At 68.4% G+C, this 16,875-nt stretch carries 13 protein-coding genes and 1 riboswitch; of the genes, 2 read left to right on the plus strand and 11 right to left on the minus strand.

Features of this window, described 5'->3' with window-relative positions; translation table 11 throughout:
* Positions 1–7: 7 nt before the first annotated feature.
* The 8 genes from gcvT to murB form a co-directional block, all read right to left on the minus strand.
* Complete coding sequence (gene gcvT / locus GGR43_RS11180; RefSeq protein WP_188072043.1) at positions 8–1,156, minus strand: glycine cleavage system aminomethyltransferase GcvT; 1,149 nt, start codon at positions 1,154–1,156, stop codon at positions 8–10.
* Between the two features lie 168 nt (positions 1,157–1,324).
* Positions 1,325–1,424, minus strand: a riboswitch (glycine riboswitch).
* 82 nt (positions 1,425–1,506) lie between these two features.
* Positions 1,507–2,667 (minus strand): deoxyguanosinetriphosphate triphosphohydrolase, encoded by a 1,161-nt coding sequence (locus GGR43_RS11185; RefSeq protein ID WP_188072044.1) that lies wholly within the window; start codon positions 2,665–2,667, stop codon positions 1,507–1,509.
* Between the two features lie 19 nt (positions 2,668–2,686).
* On the minus strand, positions 2,687–4,678 hold the full coding sequence (locus GGR43_RS11190; protein ID WP_188072045.1) for an SPOR domain-containing protein: 1,992 nt from the start codon (positions 4,676–4,678) through the stop codon (positions 2,687–2,689).
* Between the two features lie 261 nt (positions 4,679–4,939).
* The gene (ftsZ, locus tag GGR43_RS11195) at positions 4,940–6,421 is read right to left on the minus strand and encodes a cell division protein FtsZ (RefSeq protein WP_188072046.1); all 1,482 of its coding nucleotides are present in this window, start codon (positions 6,419–6,421) and stop codon (positions 4,940–4,942) included.
* A gap of 149 nt (positions 6,422–6,570) precedes the next feature.
* Complete coding sequence (gene ftsA / locus GGR43_RS11200; RefSeq protein ID WP_188072047.1) at positions 6,571–7,836, minus strand: cell division protein FtsA; 1,266 nt, start codon at positions 7,834–7,836, stop codon at positions 6,571–6,573.
* Positions 7,837–7,842: 6 nt separating this feature from the next.
* On the minus strand, positions 7,843–8,835 hold the full coding sequence (locus tag GGR43_RS11205) for a cell division protein FtsQ/DivIB (protein ID WP_188072048.1): 993 nt from the start codon (positions 8,833–8,835) through the stop codon (positions 7,843–7,845).
* Positions 8,832–9,755: a D-alanine--D-alanine ligase gene (locus tag GGR43_RS11210; RefSeq protein WP_188072049.1), complete on the minus strand. Its 924-nt coding sequence runs from the start codon at positions 9,753–9,755 to the stop codon at positions 8,832–8,834. Before GGR43_RS11210 ends, GGR43_RS11205 begins: the two co-directional genes overlap by 4 nt.
* Entirely contained in the window at positions 9,752–10,672 is a 921-nt protein-coding gene (gene murB, locus GGR43_RS11215; RefSeq protein WP_188072188.1) for a UDP-N-acetylmuramate dehydrogenase, read from the minus strand. Before murB ends, GGR43_RS11210 begins: the two co-directional genes overlap by 4 nt.
* Before the next feature lie 404 nt (positions 10,673–11,076).
* Between murB and GGR43_RS11220 the strand changes: the two genes are divergently transcribed.
* Positions 11,077–12,507, plus strand: a complete 1,431-nt coding sequence (locus GGR43_RS11220; RefSeq protein WP_188072050.1) for an NAD-dependent succinate-semialdehyde dehydrogenase — start codon at positions 11,077–11,079, stop codon at positions 12,505–12,507.
* Between the two features lie 43 nt (positions 12,508–12,550).
* Here GGR43_RS11220 and GGR43_RS11225 read toward each other — a convergent pair whose 3' ends face one another.
* Complete coding sequence (locus GGR43_RS11225) at positions 12,551–13,507, minus strand: hydroxymethylglutaryl-CoA lyase (protein WP_188072051.1); 957 nt, start codon at positions 13,505–13,507, stop codon at positions 12,551–12,553.
* 113 nt (positions 13,508–13,620) lie between these two features.
* Between GGR43_RS11225 and GGR43_RS11230 the strand changes: the two genes are divergently transcribed.
* On the plus strand, positions 13,621–14,334 hold the full coding sequence (locus GGR43_RS11230; RefSeq protein ID WP_188072052.1) for an IclR family transcriptional regulator: 714 nt from the start codon (positions 13,621–13,623) through the stop codon (positions 14,332–14,334).
* Between the two features lie 43 nt (positions 14,335–14,377).
* Here GGR43_RS11230 and GGR43_RS11235 read toward each other — a convergent pair whose 3' ends face one another.
* On the minus strand, positions 14,378–15,610 hold the full coding sequence (locus GGR43_RS11235) for a CaiB/BaiF CoA transferase family protein (protein ID WP_188072053.1): 1,233 nt from the start codon (positions 15,608–15,610) through the stop codon (positions 14,378–14,380).
* Between the two features lie 2 nt (positions 15,611–15,612).
* Positions 15,613–16,809, minus strand: coding sequence for an FAD-dependent monooxygenase (locus tag GGR43_RS11240; protein ID WP_188072054.1), 1,197 nt, complete (start codon positions 16,807–16,809; stop codon positions 15,613–15,615).
* Positions 16,810–16,875: the final 66 nt, after the last annotated feature.

A 16,875-nucleotide genomic window follows, 5' to 3' on the forward strand; every position in this document is an offset into this window, starting at 1 on the left:
TCTCTTCTCAATTCTTCTGGCGATGATAGCGATGCGGCACGAACGGCATCGGTGCGACATGGGCGGCGATCCGCTTGCCGCGCACCTCGATTTCCAGCGGCGTGCCGATGGCGGCGTGCGCCGCGTCGATCCAGCCCATCGCGATGGGCGCGTTGAGGCTGGGTGCGAAGCCGCCCGACGTGACGGTGCCCACCTGCTCCGCGCCCGCGAAGACCGGCGCGCCCTCGCGCGCGGGCAGGCGCCCTTCGATCGCGAGGCCGACGCGGCGCAGGCGCGCGCCTTCCGCCAGTTCCCGAGCGACCCGATCATGGCCGACATAGCCGCCCTGTTCCCGCCGGGACTTCGGGATGGCGAAGGCGAGGCCCGCGCCGACCACGCCGGTTTCCGGCGTCAGGTCATGACCGTAGAGCGGCAGTCCGGCCTCCAGACGCAGCGAATCCCGCGCGCCCAAGCCGATCGGCTTCACCTCGTCCATTGCGCAGAGCGCGTCGGCGAAGGCGGCGGCGACCTGCGCGGGCAGGCTGATCTCGAACCCGTCCTCGCCGGTATAGCCGGTGCGGCTGATCCACAGCGCATGGCCGTTCCACGCGAAGGCGGCGGCCTGCATGAAGAAGAGCCGCTCCACCCCCGGTACGATCCGCGCCAGCGCGCCTTCCGCCTCCGGCCCTTGCAGCGCGAGCAGCGCCTGCTCGTCCATCAGGTTGATCGTCACCTCGTCGGGCAGCTGGTCGAGCATCCAGGCGATATCGTCATATTTGGTCGCGCCGTTGACGACCATGTAGATATCGTCCGGCCGCCGGGCGACCATCAGGTCGTCCAATATGCCGCCCTGCTCGTCGAGCAGCAGCGAATAGCGCTGCCGCCCCGCCTCCAGCGTGGCGATGGCCGCCGGGATCATCGCCTCCAGCGCGGCGTCCACGCCTTCGCCGGTGAAGCTGAGCTGGCCCATATGGCTGACGTCGAACAGCCCTGCATGCGCGCGGGTCCACAAATGTTCGGCCATGATGCCTTCATACTGGATCGGCATTTCATAGCCCGCGAAGCCGACCATGCGCGCGCCCCGCGCCCGATGCCAGCCATCGAGGGGAAGCTGCTGCAACGGCAGGTCGGCCAGGCCGTCTTCGGCAACGACGTCAGTTTTACCGGGGTCGCCCATCTCTCATCTCTCCGTACATGGTGGACAGGAACGAAGGGCGCGAAAGCACCCGCCCTTTCCTGACCCCCTCTGTCACGGAACCTGAGAGCTTTGACCATCTTCCCGCTGGCGGGACGGTGGCTTACCCCTTCGGTGGGACGGAGATCCGTCCGCTTTCCAGAGTGCCTGCACCAGAATACGGTCCTGCGGCCTGAGAGATTCCGGGGCGGTTGCTCCTTCGGCGGCTGGAACCGGCAAACCGGCGCCAACACTCTCCCGTATTCTGACCATGGCGAATCCGCTTCGCCGTGGAGACAGGGCGAGCCTTCGCCCAAAGCGCCCGGCCTGTCAACCGGACAGGCGAACAGCCGTCAGGCCGGAGGCAGCGCGCCGTGGATTTCCTCATGGCAGCGCTCGGCGAAACGATCGGTCATGCCCGCGATATAATCGCCGATATGACGGCTGCGCTGCGGTTCCTCCATCGGCGCGCACGCGCCCCAGCCCTCGCCCATCAGGGCGGGCCGCTCGCGATAGGCGGCGAACAGGCCGGAGACGATGCGCTGCGCCCGCTCCGCCTCCGCCAGCTGCGTGCCGGACAGATAGAGATTGGCGTACATGAAGCGCTTGAGGCCGCGTTCATGGGCGGCCATTTCATCGGAAAAATCGATGAGACGATGACCCGCTGCGCGCACATCGGCAGCGTTTTTCACCCCCGATTCCGCAATCCGCCGCCGGCTGGCCTCGATCAGGTCGTTTACCATCACGCCGATCTGGTCGCGGATCAGCTCGCGAAGCAGGCGGCTTTCCTCGACATCGGGATAGCGGGCGTGCACCTTGTCCCACCCCGCCCTGACGAACGGCACTTCGCAAATCTGGTCGAGCGTCAGCATGCCCGCGCGCAGGCCATCGTCTATGTCGTGATTGTCATAGGCGATATCGTCGGCGATCGCCGCGACCTGCGCCTCCAGCGAAGGCCAGCTGTCGAGCTCGAGCGGGAAGAGCGCGTCCAGCTCCCGCATCGCCCAGTTCGGATTGCGCACCGGGCCGTTATGCTTGGCCAGCCCCTCCAGCATTTCCCAGCTGAGGTTCAGCCCCGGAAAGCGCGGATAGGGGCTTTCGAGCTGCATCAATATGCGCAGGCAATGGGCGTTGTGGTCGAAGCCCCCGGCATCGCGCAGCGCCTCTTCCAGCGCCTTTTCCCCGGCATGGCCGAAGGGTGGATGGCCGATATCATGGGCGAGGCAGAGCGCCTCGGTCAGATCCTCGTTGAGGCCCAGCACCCGCGCGATGGTGCGGCCGATCTGCGCGACCTCCAGGCTGTGGGTCAGGCGGACGCGGTAATGATCGCCGTCGGGCGCGACGAACACCTGCGTCTTGTGGCGCAACCGCCGGAAGGCGATGGAATGGATGATCCGGTCGCGGTCGCGCTGGTACACGTCGCGCGGGCCGCGCGTCTCCCCGCCCGGTTCGGGATAGAGGCGGCCCCGGCTTTCGTCCGGATGGCAGGCATAGGATGCGGTCGTTCTGGTCATCGGAAAGAGGCGATGCGCCTCAGCCGCCGATCCTGTCAACCTCTTCCCCCGCATCGCTGCGCCAGACGAAGGCATCGCTGCCCGCTTTCTTCATCTCCGCCTCGACCGCCCTGGCCTTGGCCAGATTGGGGAACGGCCCGACCACGAGGCGGTTGGTCTGCCCCCAGCCCGCCGACCAGCCGTCATATCTGGCGAGCGCGGCATGATCCTTCTTCATCCGCCGGAGCGTGAAGGCGAGCGCGCCCTTGTCCCGCCCGACGCCGATCTGCACCCAATAACGGGCGGGATTTTCGGCAAGGCGCTTCTTCTCCGCCTCGGCCTTGGCCTTCGCTTCGGCCTCCGCTTTGCGGCGGGCGGCCTCCTTCGCCTCGGCGGCCTTGCGTGCCCTAGCCTCGGCCGCTTCCTGCCTGCGCTTCTCGGCCTGCATCGCGGCGATTTCCGCGAGGTTGACCGGCACCACGTCCTGACGGCGCTCCGCCTCCGGAATGCTGATCTCCGCCATGATCTCGGCCAGCGAACGAGTCGATTCCGCCGGGGCGGCGGGCGTGGGCGTGGACGCGGGTGCGGGTGCGGGTGTAGCTGCGGGGACGGAAGCCACGGCCGGGGCGGGCGCCGAGGCGGGCGTGGCCGGGGTGGCGGCGGGCGCGGCGGGGGTCCGGACCGCCCCCTCCACCGGCGTGGGTGGTCCCTGAATCTGCCGCGCGGCGGGAGGCTGTGCCGCCGCCACGGCGGTTCCCACCGGCTCGCGAGGCGTGGCGGCAACGGCGGTTGCGGGCCGTAGATCGACTCTCGGCGTAGCGGGCGGGGATGCGGAGGGCGTCGATGTTGGAGGCGTCGGCGCGGCTGCCCTCACCACCGGGGCGGGCTGAGGCGGCGGACTGGCCGCAGGCTGGCTGGCCGGTGATTGGCTGGCTGGCGTCGCACTGGCTGCCGGACCGGCGACAGGCCGGGCGGCGGGTGCAGGCGTCGCAGGCGCGGAAGTCGCGGGTGCCGGGGTTGCGCGCCCGGCCGACGCAGGCGGCGGAGTCGCGGGCGCGGGTGTCGGTGCGGAGGGGGCCACAGGCGCGGCGGCGATGCGGGTGGCGGCGGCGCTTTCCCGCGCGGCGGCGCGAGTGGTCCGGGTGCGGGGCTGCCTCTCCCTGCCGCTCTTCCTCTCGGCCGGTTCGACGGTGGCGGAGGGCGGCTGCGGGGCGGGCACGGCGGTGGAAGCCACGCGCACATTGACCAGCCCGGCGGGGAACTGCCCCATATGCACGGCCGCCGCGCGCTGCCCCGGCGTCAGCATCGCCATGCGCTCGATATAGGGCTTGATCGCGTCGGCCAGCGCGGGCGGCATGGTCTTGCTGGTAATGTCCAGCGCGTCGGCGGTGCGCCCGTTCATCGCCAGGATGAAGGCGCGGTCGCGCCATGCGGCGCGGTCGTTCTTGTACAGCAGCGGTTGCAGCGTTCGCTCGGCCATGTCGACCTGGCCGGAAATGCCGAGCGACACCGCATAGCGGCGCAGGGCGACCGCATTGTCGGGGTCGCGTTGCAGCGCCTCCTGATAATCGCGCTGCGCGCCCGCCTGATTGCCGCTGAGGTCGCGCGCCAACCCGCGATCGATCAGCAACGGCAGGTCGGAATAGCGCAGGGTCGCCGCCTGCTCCATCAGGCGCAGGCCGTCGCCGGTCTGCCCCAGCGCCAGCATCGCCCGCCCCAGCCCCGCCTTCACCCGGCCGTTATTGGGCGACACATCGTCCGCCCGGCCGAAAAAGCCGATGGCGGAGCGCGGATCGTCCAGCTTCAGCGCGGCTTCCCCGGCGTCGATCAGCGCGTCGGTGTCGCGCGGGCTGCTCGCCAGCCTCGACATCGCATTGGCGAGCGTGCGCCCGGCATCGGCGGCGGACTGCGCTTCCGCCTGTGAGGAGGACGGCGCGGCGGTCTGGGCCAGCGCGGCGGCAGGGGTCAGTGCCAATGCGCAACCGGCAAGCAGGCTGGCCGAGCCGAGGAGGGAACGAAAAAGGACGGTCATGATCGGGTTATCCAGGGTTTGTCCGTTGCTGTCGTTGCGGATCGCGCCATGCTGTCACGGTCGCGATCCGGGCGCCTTCCCCGACCGGAAAAGGCGCGGACCCCTTTTATCTATAGAGCCGCCCGCCGGTTCCGGCAGGCCGCCCCCTGCTGTTCGCTTTTCCTGCGCGGCGCCATGCCGGACAGGTTCCCGCGCGGATCGGCGGGAAGGACGGTCGGCGGTCCGCCGCTCCCCGAAGGAAGCGGCTGGCCGGCCGGCGATTTACTGATTGCCCTGCCGGTTGAGGAACTGCGGGAAGTTGGTCACGGGCGCGCTTTCTTCCTCGTCCTCCGCCTCATTGGTGCGGCCGAAACCGCGAGACAGGCCGGACATGCGCTCGAACAGCGTTCCGCCGGTGCTGCGCGGCGCGGGCGCGGGCTTGGCCGCAGCGGCGGGCTTCGACGCCAGCGGCGAACGGGGCGCGGGGGCCTCTCCGCCCAGCAGCAATTCGTCCTCGCCGTTGATGTCGTCGAACCGGGCGACCGGGCGCACCGGCGCGGCTTCCGGTTCCACGGCGGGTGCGGGCTGCACGGTTTCCGCCACAGCTTCCGCCTCGGTGCCGGCCAGATCCATCGGCTCTTCCTCGGCCACCGGCTCGGCCGCAGCGGGCTGCGCTTCGACCGGCGGCACCTCTGCCGCCGGGGCAGGCGCGGGTGCGGCAACCGGCGCGGCGGGCGCCGCCGCCGGACGGCTGGCGAAGCTGAACGGCTGCGACGCGGGCACCGCCGCCGGGCTGCTTTCGCTCTCGATGCCGGTCGCGACGACCGACACGCGGATCTTGCCTTCGAGGTCCGGGTTGAACGCCGAGCCCCAGATGATGTTCGCATCGGGATCGACCAGCTCGCGAATATGGTTCGCGGCCTCGTCCACCTCCATCAGGCGCATGTCCTCGCCGCCGGTGATCGAGACGATGACGCCCTTCGCGCCCTTCATCGACACGCCGTCGAGCAACGGGTTGGCGATCGCCTTTTCGGCGGCGGCCAGCGCGCGGCCGTCGCCGTCGGCCTCGCCCGTGCCCATCATCGCCTTGCCCATCTCGCCCATGACGGAACGGACGTCCGCGAAGTCGAGGTTGATGAGGCCCGGCATGACCATCAGGTCGGTGATGCCGCGCACGCCCTGCTGCAGCACCTCGTCGGCCATCTGGAACGCTTCCTTGAAGGTCGTGTTCGGATTGGCGACGAGGAAGAGGTTCTGGTTCGGGATGACGATCAGCGTGTCGACATGCTTCTGCAATTCCTCGATACCGGCATCGGCCGAGCGCGCCCGGCGGGCCCCTTCGAAGGTGAAGGGCTTGGTGACGACGCCCACGGTCAAAATGCCGCGATCGCGCGCCGCCTTGGCGATGACCGGGGCTGCGCCGGTGCCGGTGCCGCCGCCCATGCCGGCCGCGATGAACACCATATGCGCGCCGTCGAGCGCCTCTTCCACGGTATTGATGGTTTCTTCCGCCGCCGCGCGGCCGATTTCCGGCCGCGAGCCCGCGCCCAGCCCTTCGGTGATGCGCGGGCCGAGCTGGATGCGCCGTTCCGCCGGAGACGCATTGAGCGCCTGCGCATCGGTATTGGCGACGATGAAATCGACCCCTTCCACCTGGGCCGCGATCATGTTGGCGATGGCGTTTCCGCCCGCGCCCCCCACACCGATGACGGAGATGCGGGGCTTCAGTTCGTCAACAAGCGGCGGTCCGATTTCGATGCTCATATATCTGCTCCCAAGGGCCGGTGCCCCAACCTTCCATTGCTGCCCCAATAATGCCGGATCGGCACATGTTTCAATTCTGCTTCATGCACGAGATCAGAACGCAATTCATCCCTTTTTTAACCAAATCCATTGAGGAACGTAACAGATTGTCAGTAATTCGCCTTCACCACGCTGACGAGGCGCCGCCACCAGCCCATCGGCGTGGCCTGCGCGCCGGAAGAACCGGCCACGCCCTCCATCTGCCTCAGGTCCAGCGGCCTTGCATGACCATAGAGCGCGAGGCCCACCAATGTCGCGAAGGCAGGGCCGGAATGTGCCTCCGGCAAGGCGAGCAGACCGCGCGGGCGGCCGATGCGCACCGTGCGCCCCAGCGCGCCCTGCGCATAGTCGGCGATGCCCTTCATCTCCGCGCCTCCGCCGGTCAGCACCACCTGCCGCCCGGCGGGCGTGGTGAAGCCCAGCTGCGTCAGCGCCTCGCCCACCTTCACCATGATCTGGTTGAGCCGCTCGCAGATCACCGCGACCAGCGCGGCGCGGGTGATGCGCCCGCCGTCGCTGCGCTCCCCCTCCGCGACATTGGGCACGATCTCGATCATCTCGCGGAAATCGCGCGGGTTCTGGAGCGCCGAGCCGTAGAAGCATTTCACCCGTTCCGCCTGGCTGCGACGGATGCCGAAGGCCGAGGCGATATCGTCGGTGATGTCGGACGCACCCATCGGAATGCTCTGCATGCCGAGCAGCATGCCGCCCGCATAGACCGAGACATTGGTGACGCCCGCGCCCAGTTCGACCAGCGCCACGCCCAACTCCCGCTCCTCTTCGCTCAGGCAAGCCATGCCCGTCGCCATCGGCGCGGCGACGATGCCGTTGACGTTGAGATAGGCCCCACGCACGCACAATTCCATGTTCGCCAGCGGCGCGCCGTCGGCCAACACCACATGGATGTCGACGCCCAGCCGGTCGGCGTGCATGCCTTCGGGCCGCTTCACCCCCTCGGTGCCGTTGATGACGAAGCAGGCGGGCTGCGCGTGCAATATCACCTTGCCGCCGGGGTCGATGCTGTCCCGGCCGATCACCATCAGTTCCTCGATATCGTCGCGCTCCACGCGGAAGCCGCCCAGCTCCCGCTCCACCGACACGATGTCGCTGACGAGGTTGCCGCCCGAAAAGCCGACCCACACATCCTCGATGTTGCTGCCCGCGACGCGCTCGGCCTGCTCGACCGTCTCCCGCACGGCGAGTTCGGTGCGCTCCATGTCGGCGATGAAGCCCCGGCGCACGCCCCGGCTCTCGCGCTGGCCGGTGCCCAGCACCTCCATCTCGCCCGCGTCGTTGATCGCCGCGATCAGCGCGGAGATCTTCCACGAGCCTATGTCCACGGCGGTGATGAGCTGTCGGGTCTTTGGTGGTGGCATGCGTCGTCAACCCTGTTCCTTGCGCGGCGCATCCGCGCCGGTGCTGTCCGTGGCGTCCTCCCCGGCCGGAGCGTCCGCCTTGTCGCCATCGGCGGCGGAAGCCGGAACGTCCGGCGCATTCGCCCCCTTGGGCAGGCGCAGGATGAACTTGTCGGGATCGCGCATGTCGAAGCGCGGAATGCCGCGTCCCAGCAGGCGGTTGAGGCCATCGAGCCGCGCGAAGGTGACCAGCGCGCTCGCCGCCTGCTCATCCCCCTCCGGCAGCGACAGCGTCTCGCCCGACTGGAAGCGCAGGTCCCAGCGGCGGTTGCCGACCCAGGTCGCCCCGGCCAGCACCGGCTTCAGCGCGGGCGCCGCCTCCATCAGCAGCGCAAGCCGCGCCGCCTGCCGGTTGGCGTCCGTCCCCACCAGCAGCGGCAGGTCCGGCATCGCGGCGGGCGACACCGGCTCCAGCACCACGCCCTCGGCATCGATCAGCGAAAGCTTGCCGCCCTGCTGCCACACGGCCGCGGGCTTGCGCTCCACCACGTCGACCACCAGCGTATCGGGCAGGCGGCGGGAAATGCGCGCATCCTGCACCCAGGGCAGGTGCATGATGTCCTGCCGCACCTTCGGCAGGTCGATGTTCAGCATCGAGCGGTCCACCTGCCCCAGCGCGATCGCATAGACCGCCATCTCGTCCATGCGCTCGGTGCCGTGCACCTCGACCTTCTCCACCTGAAAGCCCGCACGCGCCGCCCATTCGCCCATTTCCATGCGCAGCATGCCGAACAGGCCGAAGAAGCTCGCCGCGCCCCAGAGCAGCAGCGCGATCAGCAGCAGCACCGCCCAGTTGATCAGGCGGTTGAGGCCCGCCCGGCTGATCGGCAAGCGCGCCAGCCACAGGTCGAACGCCGATTTCTGGCGGACGGCGCCCCGGCGCGACCGCGCGGTGACCTTCGCCTGCCCCTTGACGGACAGACGGCTGGTGCCTCCGCGACGGATGCGCGCTTCGCTCATAGCGCCTCTTCGATGATGCGCTCGACCAGCTCGGCATAGTCGATGCCCAGCTTCGCCGCCTGTTCGGGCACGAGGCTGAGCGGCGTCATGCCCGGCTGGGTGTTGACCTCCAGCAGGAAGAGGCCGTCCAGCCCCTTTTCGTCGTCCCAGCGGAAATCGGCGCGCGACGTGCCCTTGCACCCCAGCAGGCGATGCGCCCGCAGCGCGATGTCGCGGCACGCCTGCGTTATCTCCTCCGGCACGTCGGCGGGGCAGACATGCTCGGTCATGCCGTCGGTATATTTGGCGTCGAAATCGTAGAAGCCCGATTTGGGCCGCAATTCGGTGACCAGCAGCGCCTCCTCACCCAGCACCGCCGTGGTCAACTCCCGCCCGCGAATATAGGGTTCGGCCAGCAGCTCATCGAAATGCTTCCACGGCCCCTCCACATCGCGGCCGATGGGCGAGCCGTAATTGCCGTCCGCCGTGACGATGGCGACGCCGACCGAGCTGCCCTCGCGCGGCGGCTTCACTACATAGGGGCGCGGCAGCGGGTCGCCTTCGTGCAGGCTTTCGCTGCGCACCACCTTGCCGGCGGGCATCGGAATGCCGGCGGGCACCAGCACCTGCTTGGTCAGTTCCTTGTCGATGGCGACGACCGAGGTGGCGAGGCCCGAATGGGTATATCTGATGCCCATCAGGTCCATCATCCCCTGCACCGTGCCGTCCTCGCCCGGCACGCCGTGGAGGGCGTTGAACACGATATCGGGCTTCGCCTCCGCCAGCCGCAGCGCGACATCGCGGTCCATGTCGATGCGCGTCACTGTGTGGCCGCGCGATTCCAGCGCCCTGGCCACGCCCTCGCCGCTCGACAGCGAAACCGGGCGCTCCGACGACCAGCCGCCCATCAGCACGGCGACATGCCACGGACCACGGCTCATGCGTCGCTATCCTTCGAAACCTTGACCAATTCCAGGCCCACGCGCTGTATTTCCCATTCCAGTTCCACGCCACTGCTGTCCTTCACCCGGCGGCGCACCTCCTCGCCCAATGCCTCGATATCGGCGGAGCTTGCCGCGCCGAGGTTGAGCAGGAAGTTGCAATGCTTTTCCGACACCTGCGCGTCGCCCAGTCGCAGCCCCCGGCATCCGGCCTCGTCGACCAACTGCCATGCCTTGTGCGGCAGCGGGTTCTTGAAGGTCGATCCGCCGGTGCGGCTGCGCAGCGGCTGCGAGGCTTCGCGCTCGGCGGCGATGCGATCCATCTCCGCCTGAATGGCGGCAGGCTCGCCCGGCTCGCCCCGGAAGGTCGCGGAAACGACGATAGCCCCTTCGGGCAGGGTGCTGTGGCGATAGCTGTAGCCCAGCGCCCCGACCGGCAGCGTCACCCGCTCGCCGGAGCGCAGCACCACGTCGGCCTCGACCAATATGTCCTTCACCTCGCGGCCATAGGCGCCGCCGTTCATGCGCACGAAGCCGCCCACGGTGCCGGGGATCGAGCGCAGGAACTCCAGCCCCGCCGCGCCCGCATCCCGCGCGGCGGACGAGACCGCGATGCCCGACGCCCCGCCGCCGCAGCGCAAGGTCAGAGGCGCGACCTGCTCCACCTTGCCGCACGCCTTGCCCAGCCGCACGACCACGCCCGGCACGCCGCCGTCGCGCACGATCAGGTTCGACCCCAGCCCCAGCGCCATCACCGGCACATCGGGCGGCAGGTCGCGCAGAAATTCCTGCAAATCCTCGACATCGGCGGGCTCGAACAGCCATTGCGCCGCGCCGCCCGACTTGAACCAGACCAGCGGCGCCAGCGGCGCCTGCGCCGTCAGCTTCCCCCTCACGCGCGGCATGGCCGCCGCCATGCCCTCATCCATGGATACGGGCTGCGAAATGACATCCTTCTTTCCCGCAAGGCTGGGGAACGAAGGAAGAAAATGCGATCATTCAGCTACTCCATCTCACGGCACGGACGGCGCTTTTCCCCGCAAGGGGTCGAGCCCGGCCGCGCCGGTGCATCCTCCAGCATAAAGAAGCCGCCATGGCTGATAAAGAGGTCAGTCACCTTGCGCGCAGAAAAATCCCGCGCAGGTCCGCCACGACCCGCCGACCATGGACAGGGGCCATAGACGGACGCTTGCCAAATGCAAGCCGCGCAGCGAAGAATGGCGACACCGGACTGGCGGGAAGGCAATCGGCGCTTGCCATTTTCATTTCAGAACATAATGCTGTCTAACAGAACAATCTATTCGCATATGGAGCACAGAAGATGAGCGGCTATCCCGATCTGTACATGATGATCGACGGCGAGAAGATCGGCACGGACGGGCGCGCCACCTTCCCGGTGGTCAACCCGGCGACGGAAGAGGTGCTGGGCCAGCTGCCGCTCGCCACCCCCGCCGATCTCGACCGCGCGCTGGAGGCGGCGCAGCGCGGCTTTGCCCGTTGGCGCAAGGCGTCGGCGCAGGAACGGGCGGCGGTGCTGGAAGGCGCGGCGCAGCTGATGCTGGAGCGGCGGGAGGAGCTCGCCCGCGCCGCGACGCTGGAACAGGGCAAGACGCTGGCCGAGGCGCGCATCGAGGTGATGATGAATGTCGGCCTGTTCCGCTTCTACGCGGGCGAGGTGCATCGCCTCTATGGCCGCGCGCTGGTGCGCCCGGCAGGGCTGCGCTCCACCGTGACGCATGAGCCGGTCGGCCCGGTCGCGGCGTTCGCGCCATGGAACTTCCCGCTCGGCAATGCCGGACGCAAGCTGGGCGCGCCGATCGCGGCGGGCTGCTCGGTGATCCTGAAGGCGGCGGAGGAAACCCCGGCCTCGGCGCTGGGCGTGCTGCAATGCCTCTACGACGCCGGGCTGCCCGGCGATGTGGCGCAGGCGGTGTTCGGCATCCCGGCCGAGGTATCCTCGCACCTGCTGCGCTCGCCCGTCATCCGCAAGCTGAGCTTCACCGGCTCCACCACCATCGGCAAGCATCTGATCAAGCTGGCGGCGGACGACCTCAAGCGCACGACGATGGAACTGGGCGGCCATGGCCCGGTGCTGATCTTCGACGATGCCGACCTCGACACGGCGCTCAACGCCGTGGTGCCGCACAAATATCGCAATGCCGGGCAGGTCTGCGTCTCCCCCACCCGCTTCATCGTGCAGGAAAACATCTATGAGCGCTTCCTCGCGGGCTTCGCCGAGCGGGCGGCGGCGCTGCGCGTCGGCAACGGGCTGGAGGACGGCGTGCAGATGGGGCCGATGGCCAATGCCCGCCGCCCCGAAGCGATGGAAAGCCTGATCGCCGATGCCCGGCGGGCGGGCGCGAAGCTGCACACCGGCGGCGAGCGGATCGGCAATCGCGGCTTCTTCTTCGCGCCGACCGTGCTCTCCGAAATCCCGCTGGATGCGCAGGTGATGAACGAGGAGCCGTTCGGCCCGGTCGCGCTGATCAACCCCTATCGCAGCGAGGAGGATATGATCGCGGAGGCCAACCGCCTGCCCTATGGCCTCGCCGCCTATTGCTGGACCAGCGACGCGAAGCGCCAGCGGCTGATCCAGAGCGAGCTGGAAACCGGCATGCTGGCGATCAACACGACGACCGTGGGCGGATCGGACTCGCCGTTCGGCGGCGTCAAATGGTCGGGCCACGGGCATGAGGACGGGCCCGAAGGCCTCGCCGCCTGCCTCGTCACCAAGACCGTGCACGAAGGCTGAAACGTTGCGGAGGGGGCCGGATATAGGCCCTCTCCCTCCACTTTCAGGACAGGCGCCTGCGCAGCGCCGACAGGCTGCCCCCGGCCTTCACCTTGCCGGGCAGCGGGTGGCCGACAATCTCCTCGGCCAGCCGCGCGCAGTCGATCAGCTTTTCGAGGTCGACACCGGTGGCGACACCCATTTCCTCGCACATCAGCACGAAATCCTCGGTGCAGATATTGCCCGCCGCGCCCGCATGGGCGGCGAAGGGGCAGCCGCCGAGGCCCGCCACCGCCGCGTCGAAATGGCGCACGCCCATCTGCAACCCCGCATAGGCATTGGCGAGCCCCAGCCCGCGCGTGTCGTGCAGATGCAGCGACAGCTCCACATCGGGGTTGGCGTCGCGCACCATGCCGACGACGCGGCGGATGCGCTCCGGCGTCGCCCAGGCCATGGTGTCGCCCAGGCCAATGAGCGACAGGTCCTCGCCCATGTCGCGCGCGACGCTGCGCATCTGCGCGACCAGATCGACCACGCGCGATGGCTCCACATCGCCCTCGAAATTACAGCCGAAGGCGGCGGTGACGAAGCCGGTCCGCACCGGGATGCCGTGCGCCTGATACATGCGGATCAGCTCCGGCTGGGCGGCGAGCTGCTGGTCCGGCGTGCGGTTCTGGTTCTTTTTCAGGAACGCATCGGACGCGTAGAGGGTGAGCTTGCCTTCCAGATAGAGCCGCCCGGTGGCGATCGCGCGCTCCAGCCCCCGCTGGTTCAGCCACAGCCCCGCATAGCGCACGCCGGGGCGCGGCGTCATGCCCGCGACCACTGCCTCGGCATCGGCCATGCCCGGCACCTTTTCCAGGTGAACGAAGGAGGTAACCTGAATATAATCGAGCCCGGTGTCCGACAGCGCATCGACGAGGCGGATCTTCTGCTCCGTGGGAATTGCCTTCTTCTCGATCTGGAAACCTTCCCTCGGCCCTTCTTCCTTGATAGAGATGCTGGCAGGCAGATCGCTCATTTCGCTGTTCCTTCGCTTTTGCAGGCCCCGGTCGAAAGAATATCCGTTGCAGAACGAACCGATGTTCTGTTAAACGGAACACTCATTTCATCACATACGGGGCTTTTCGGATCATGAATTCCAAGGCAGGCGTTGCCGCCGTCGACCGGGCATTTGACATTCTGCACGCTTTCACGCGGGAAAAGCCCGTCCTGACGCTGGCCGAGATTGCGCGCGCGACGGGGCTTTACAAGAGCACGATCCTGCGCCTCATGGGGTCGCTGGAAAAATACGGCTTCGTGTGGCAGCGCGCCGACGGCAGCTATCAGCTCGGCTCCGGCCTGCTCGCCCTGTCCGCCATTTTCCAGGACAGCTTCGAACTGCGCGACTATGTGCAGCCGGTGCTGGAGGAACTGGTCGCCGCCACCAACGAAGGGGCGTCCTTCTTCATCCGCGACGACGAATATCAGGTCTGCCTGTTCCGCATCGACGGACGCCACGCCATTCGCGACTACAGCATCCGCCTCGGCGACCGCCGCGTGCTCAACGAGGGCGCGGCCTCGACCATATTGCGCCGGTTCGAAACGCCGTCCGCCCAGCCGGTGCGGCCGGAGGATTTCTGCGTCGTGTCGGTCGGCCGCGTCGACCCGGAAATGGCGGCGATGTCGATGCCGGTATTCGGCGCCGGCCATGCGCTGCTCGGCACGATCAGCCTTTCCGGCCCCAGCCTCCGCTTCACGCCGGACTATGTCGAGAAGCTGCGCCCGCTGCTGCGCGAGGCCTGCGTCCGCCTGTCCATCAACCTGGGTGAAACGCCCGCCCGCTTCGCGCTGCTGCACGACGACTGAGCCCGCCGCGCGGGGTCGCGGTCGAGGCTGCGCGCGCCGCATCTCAGATCGCACCTGCGGCGCGGAGGCCCTCCAGCGCCGCCCCGTCGCGCCCCAGCTCGCCGAAAATCGCTTCATTGTCCGCGCCCAGCACCGGCGGTGCGGAGCGTGCGCCCGGTTGCCCGTCGCCCAGCGCAAAACCGGCGCGCACCACCCGCACGCTGTCGAGGCCCGGCTGGCCCATCGGGATTTCATGCACCAGGTCGCGCGCGGTGATCTGCGGATGGGCGAGGATTTCCGGCACGCTCAATATCCGCCCGGCGGGGATGCCGTTGGCGTTGAGCAGCGTCTCCCATTCCTCGGCGCTGCGGGCGGACAGCGCCTCGTCCAGCACCGCGTTGAGCGCAGCGCGGTTGGTCTTGCGCGCTTCCCGCTCGGCGAAGCGGGGGTCGGCCGCGAGGCCGGGCCGGTCGATCAGCGCGCACAGCCGCTCGAACTGCTCCTGCTTGTTGGCGGCGATGTTGATCTGCCCGTCGGCGCAGCGGAACGCGCCCGAAGGCGCGGCAGTCATGTTCTGGTTGCCGATGGGCTTGGCCTCCACCCCGGCGATCAGATAGTTGGACACCGCCCAGCCCAGCGCGGAGATGGTCGCGTCCAGCATCGACAGGTCGATATAGCAGCCCTGCCCCGTCCGCTCGCGCCGGAACAGCGCGCTGGCGATGGCGAACGCGGCGCCGACGCCGCCCAGCGTGTCGCAGAGCGGATAGCCCACCCGCAGCGGCGCGGACTGCGCATCGCCGGTGATGCTCATCACGCCGGACAGACCCTGCACGATCTGGTCATAGGCGGGATTGCCGCTCATCGGCCCGTCCTGCCCGAAGCCGGAGATCGAGCAATAGACGATCGACGGCCGGATCGCCTTCACCACCTCATAGCCGAAGCCCAGCCGCTCCATCACCTTGGGGCGGAAATTCTCCACCACCACGTCCGCCGTGGCGAGCAGCTCGCGGAACAGCGCCTTGCCGTCCGGGTGCTTGAGGTCGATGGTGACGGACTTCTTCCCCGCATTCTGCGCGAGGAAGGACGTGCCCATCATCTGCGCGTTGAGCGCCGGGGAGGCGCCCAGCTTGCGCGCCAGATCGCCGCCGTCCGGGTTCTCGACCTTGATGACCTCCGCGCCCAGCATCGCCATCTGATAGGTCGCATAGGGGCCGGACAGCACGTTGGTCAGGTCCAGCACGCGCACGCCGCGCAACAGGTCGGCGGGCGGCAGCGCTCCTTCCTCGCTCGCCGTCACGATTAAATCTCCGTGGTCTGCACGTCGTAGCGATAGAGCCAGTCATAGCGATCGGTGATCGGGTCGCGGCTCCATTCGGTTTCCATATATTTGACCGCGCCTTCCTCGGTCGCGAGCGCGGATTCGTGGAAGCGCGCGGTATTCTCCTTCGCGCCCATCACCATCTTGCGGGTGCGTTCGACCCGCGCCTGCTCATAGGCCTTCAGCGCTTCGAGCGGGTCGTCATATTTGTCGAGGCAGCGGCCGAGCACCACGCCGTCCTCGATCGACATCACCGCCCCCTGCGCGAGGAAGGGCAGCGTCGCATGGCAGGCATCGCCGAGCAGCGTCGCGCGGCCCTTCGTCCATTCGGTGCGCGGCGTGCGCTCCATGAACGCCCATTTCATTACCGTGGGCGCGGCGTGGATCAGCGTCTGCACATCCTCGTGCCAGCCGGCGAAGTCGGTCGCGCATTCCTCGATGCTGCCCTGCTCGTACCAGCTTTCGACCTGCCAGTCGTCGCGCTCGATCGTGCCGATCATGTTCATCAGCTTGCCGCCGCGCAGCGGATAGTTGACCATGTGGCCGCCGGGGCCGATCCACGTCCAGCCGACCATCTGGCGCAGATGCTCCGGCAGCCGCTCCATCGGGATGACCGCGCGCCACGCGATCATGCCGGTGAAATTAGCCTCGTCGTCGCCGAACAGGCTCTTGCGCACCGCCGATTTGACGCCATCGGCGCCGACCAGCAGATCGCCATCCGCCGAACTGCCGTCCTGAAAATGCAGCGTCACGCCATCGTCGCGCAGTTCCACGTCCGTCACCGATTTGGCCAGCCGGATGCAGTCGGGCGACAGCGCGCGCACCGCGTCCACCAGCGTACCCAGCAGGTCGGGGCGATAGACGGTCAGATAAGGATAGCCATATTTCTCGATCGCGAGCGGCCCCAGATCGAACATCGGCCAGCGCCGTCCGGTGTTCCAGAGGCGGAATTCCTTCTTCTGCGGCGCGCAGGATGCCGCCTTCAGCGTCTCGAACACGCCCAGCGCGTCGAGCGCGCGGGAACCGTTGGGGCTGATCTGCACGCCCGCGCCGACCTCGCCCAGCTCGCGCGCCTGCTCATAGACCTCCACCTCATAGCCGCGGCGCAGCAGGGAAAGGGCGGCAGCCATGCCGCCGATGCCGCCGCCGGCAATCAGGATTTTGGGCGATTTGCTCATGAGATGCTCCAGTCAGAAATGTGCATGGGGGTGGCGGCCGCCGCCACCGGCAGGGCGCGTCGGCCC

Origin of the sequence: Sphingobium jiangsuense (assembly GCF_014196495.1) — a bacterium.
In the GTDB taxonomy this organism is placed as follows: Bacteria; Pseudomonadota; Alphaproteobacteria; order Sphingomonadales; family Sphingomonadaceae; genus Sphingobium; species Sphingobium jiangsuense.

Bases quoted from the DNA above. Each gene is read 5' to 3' on its own strand.
- gcvT (WP_188072043.1), bottom strand. From the start codon at position 1,156: ATGGGCGACCCCGGTAAAACTGACGTCGTTGCCGAAGACGGCCTGGCC.
- GGR43_RS11185 (WP_188072044.1), bottom strand. From the start codon at position 2,667: ATGACCAGAACGACCGCATCCTATGCCTGCCATCCGGACGAAAGCCGG.
- GGR43_RS11190 (WP_188072045.1), bottom strand. From the start codon at position 4,678: ATGACCGTCCTTTTTCGTTCCCTCCTCGGCTCGGCCAGCCTGCTTGCC.
- ftsZ (WP_188072046.1), bottom strand. From the start codon at position 6,421: ATGAGCATCGAAATCGGACCGCCGCTTGTTGACGAACTGAAGCCCCGC.
- ftsA (WP_188072047.1), bottom strand. From the start codon at position 7,836: ATGCCACCACCAAAGACCCGACAGCTCATCACCGCCGTGGACATAGGC.
- GGR43_RS11205 (WP_188072048.1), bottom strand. From the start codon at position 8,835: ATGAGCGAAGCGCGCATCCGTCGCGGAGGCACCAGCCGTCTGTCCGTC.
- GGR43_RS11210 (WP_188072049.1), bottom strand. From the start codon at position 9,755: ATGAGCCGTGGTCCGTGGCATGTCGCCGTGCTGATGGGCGGCTGGTCG.
- murB (WP_188072188.1), bottom strand. From the start codon at position 10,672: ATGGCGGCGGCCATGCCGCGCGTGAGGGGGAAGCTGACGGCGCAGGCG.
- GGR43_RS11220 (WP_188072050.1), top strand. From the start codon at position 11,077: ATGAGCGGCTATCCCGATCTGTACATGATGATCGACGGCGAGAAGATC.
- GGR43_RS11225 (WP_188072051.1), bottom strand. From the start codon at position 13,507: ATGAGCGATCTGCCTGCCAGCATCTCTATCAAGGAAGAAGGGCCGAGG.
- GGR43_RS11230 (WP_188072052.1), top strand. From the start codon at position 13,621: ATGAATTCCAAGGCAGGCGTTGCCGCCGTCGACCGGGCATTTGACATT.
- GGR43_RS11240 (WP_188072054.1), bottom strand. From the start codon at position 16,809: ATGAGCAAATCGCCCAAAATCCTGATTGCCGGCGGCGGCATCGGCGGC.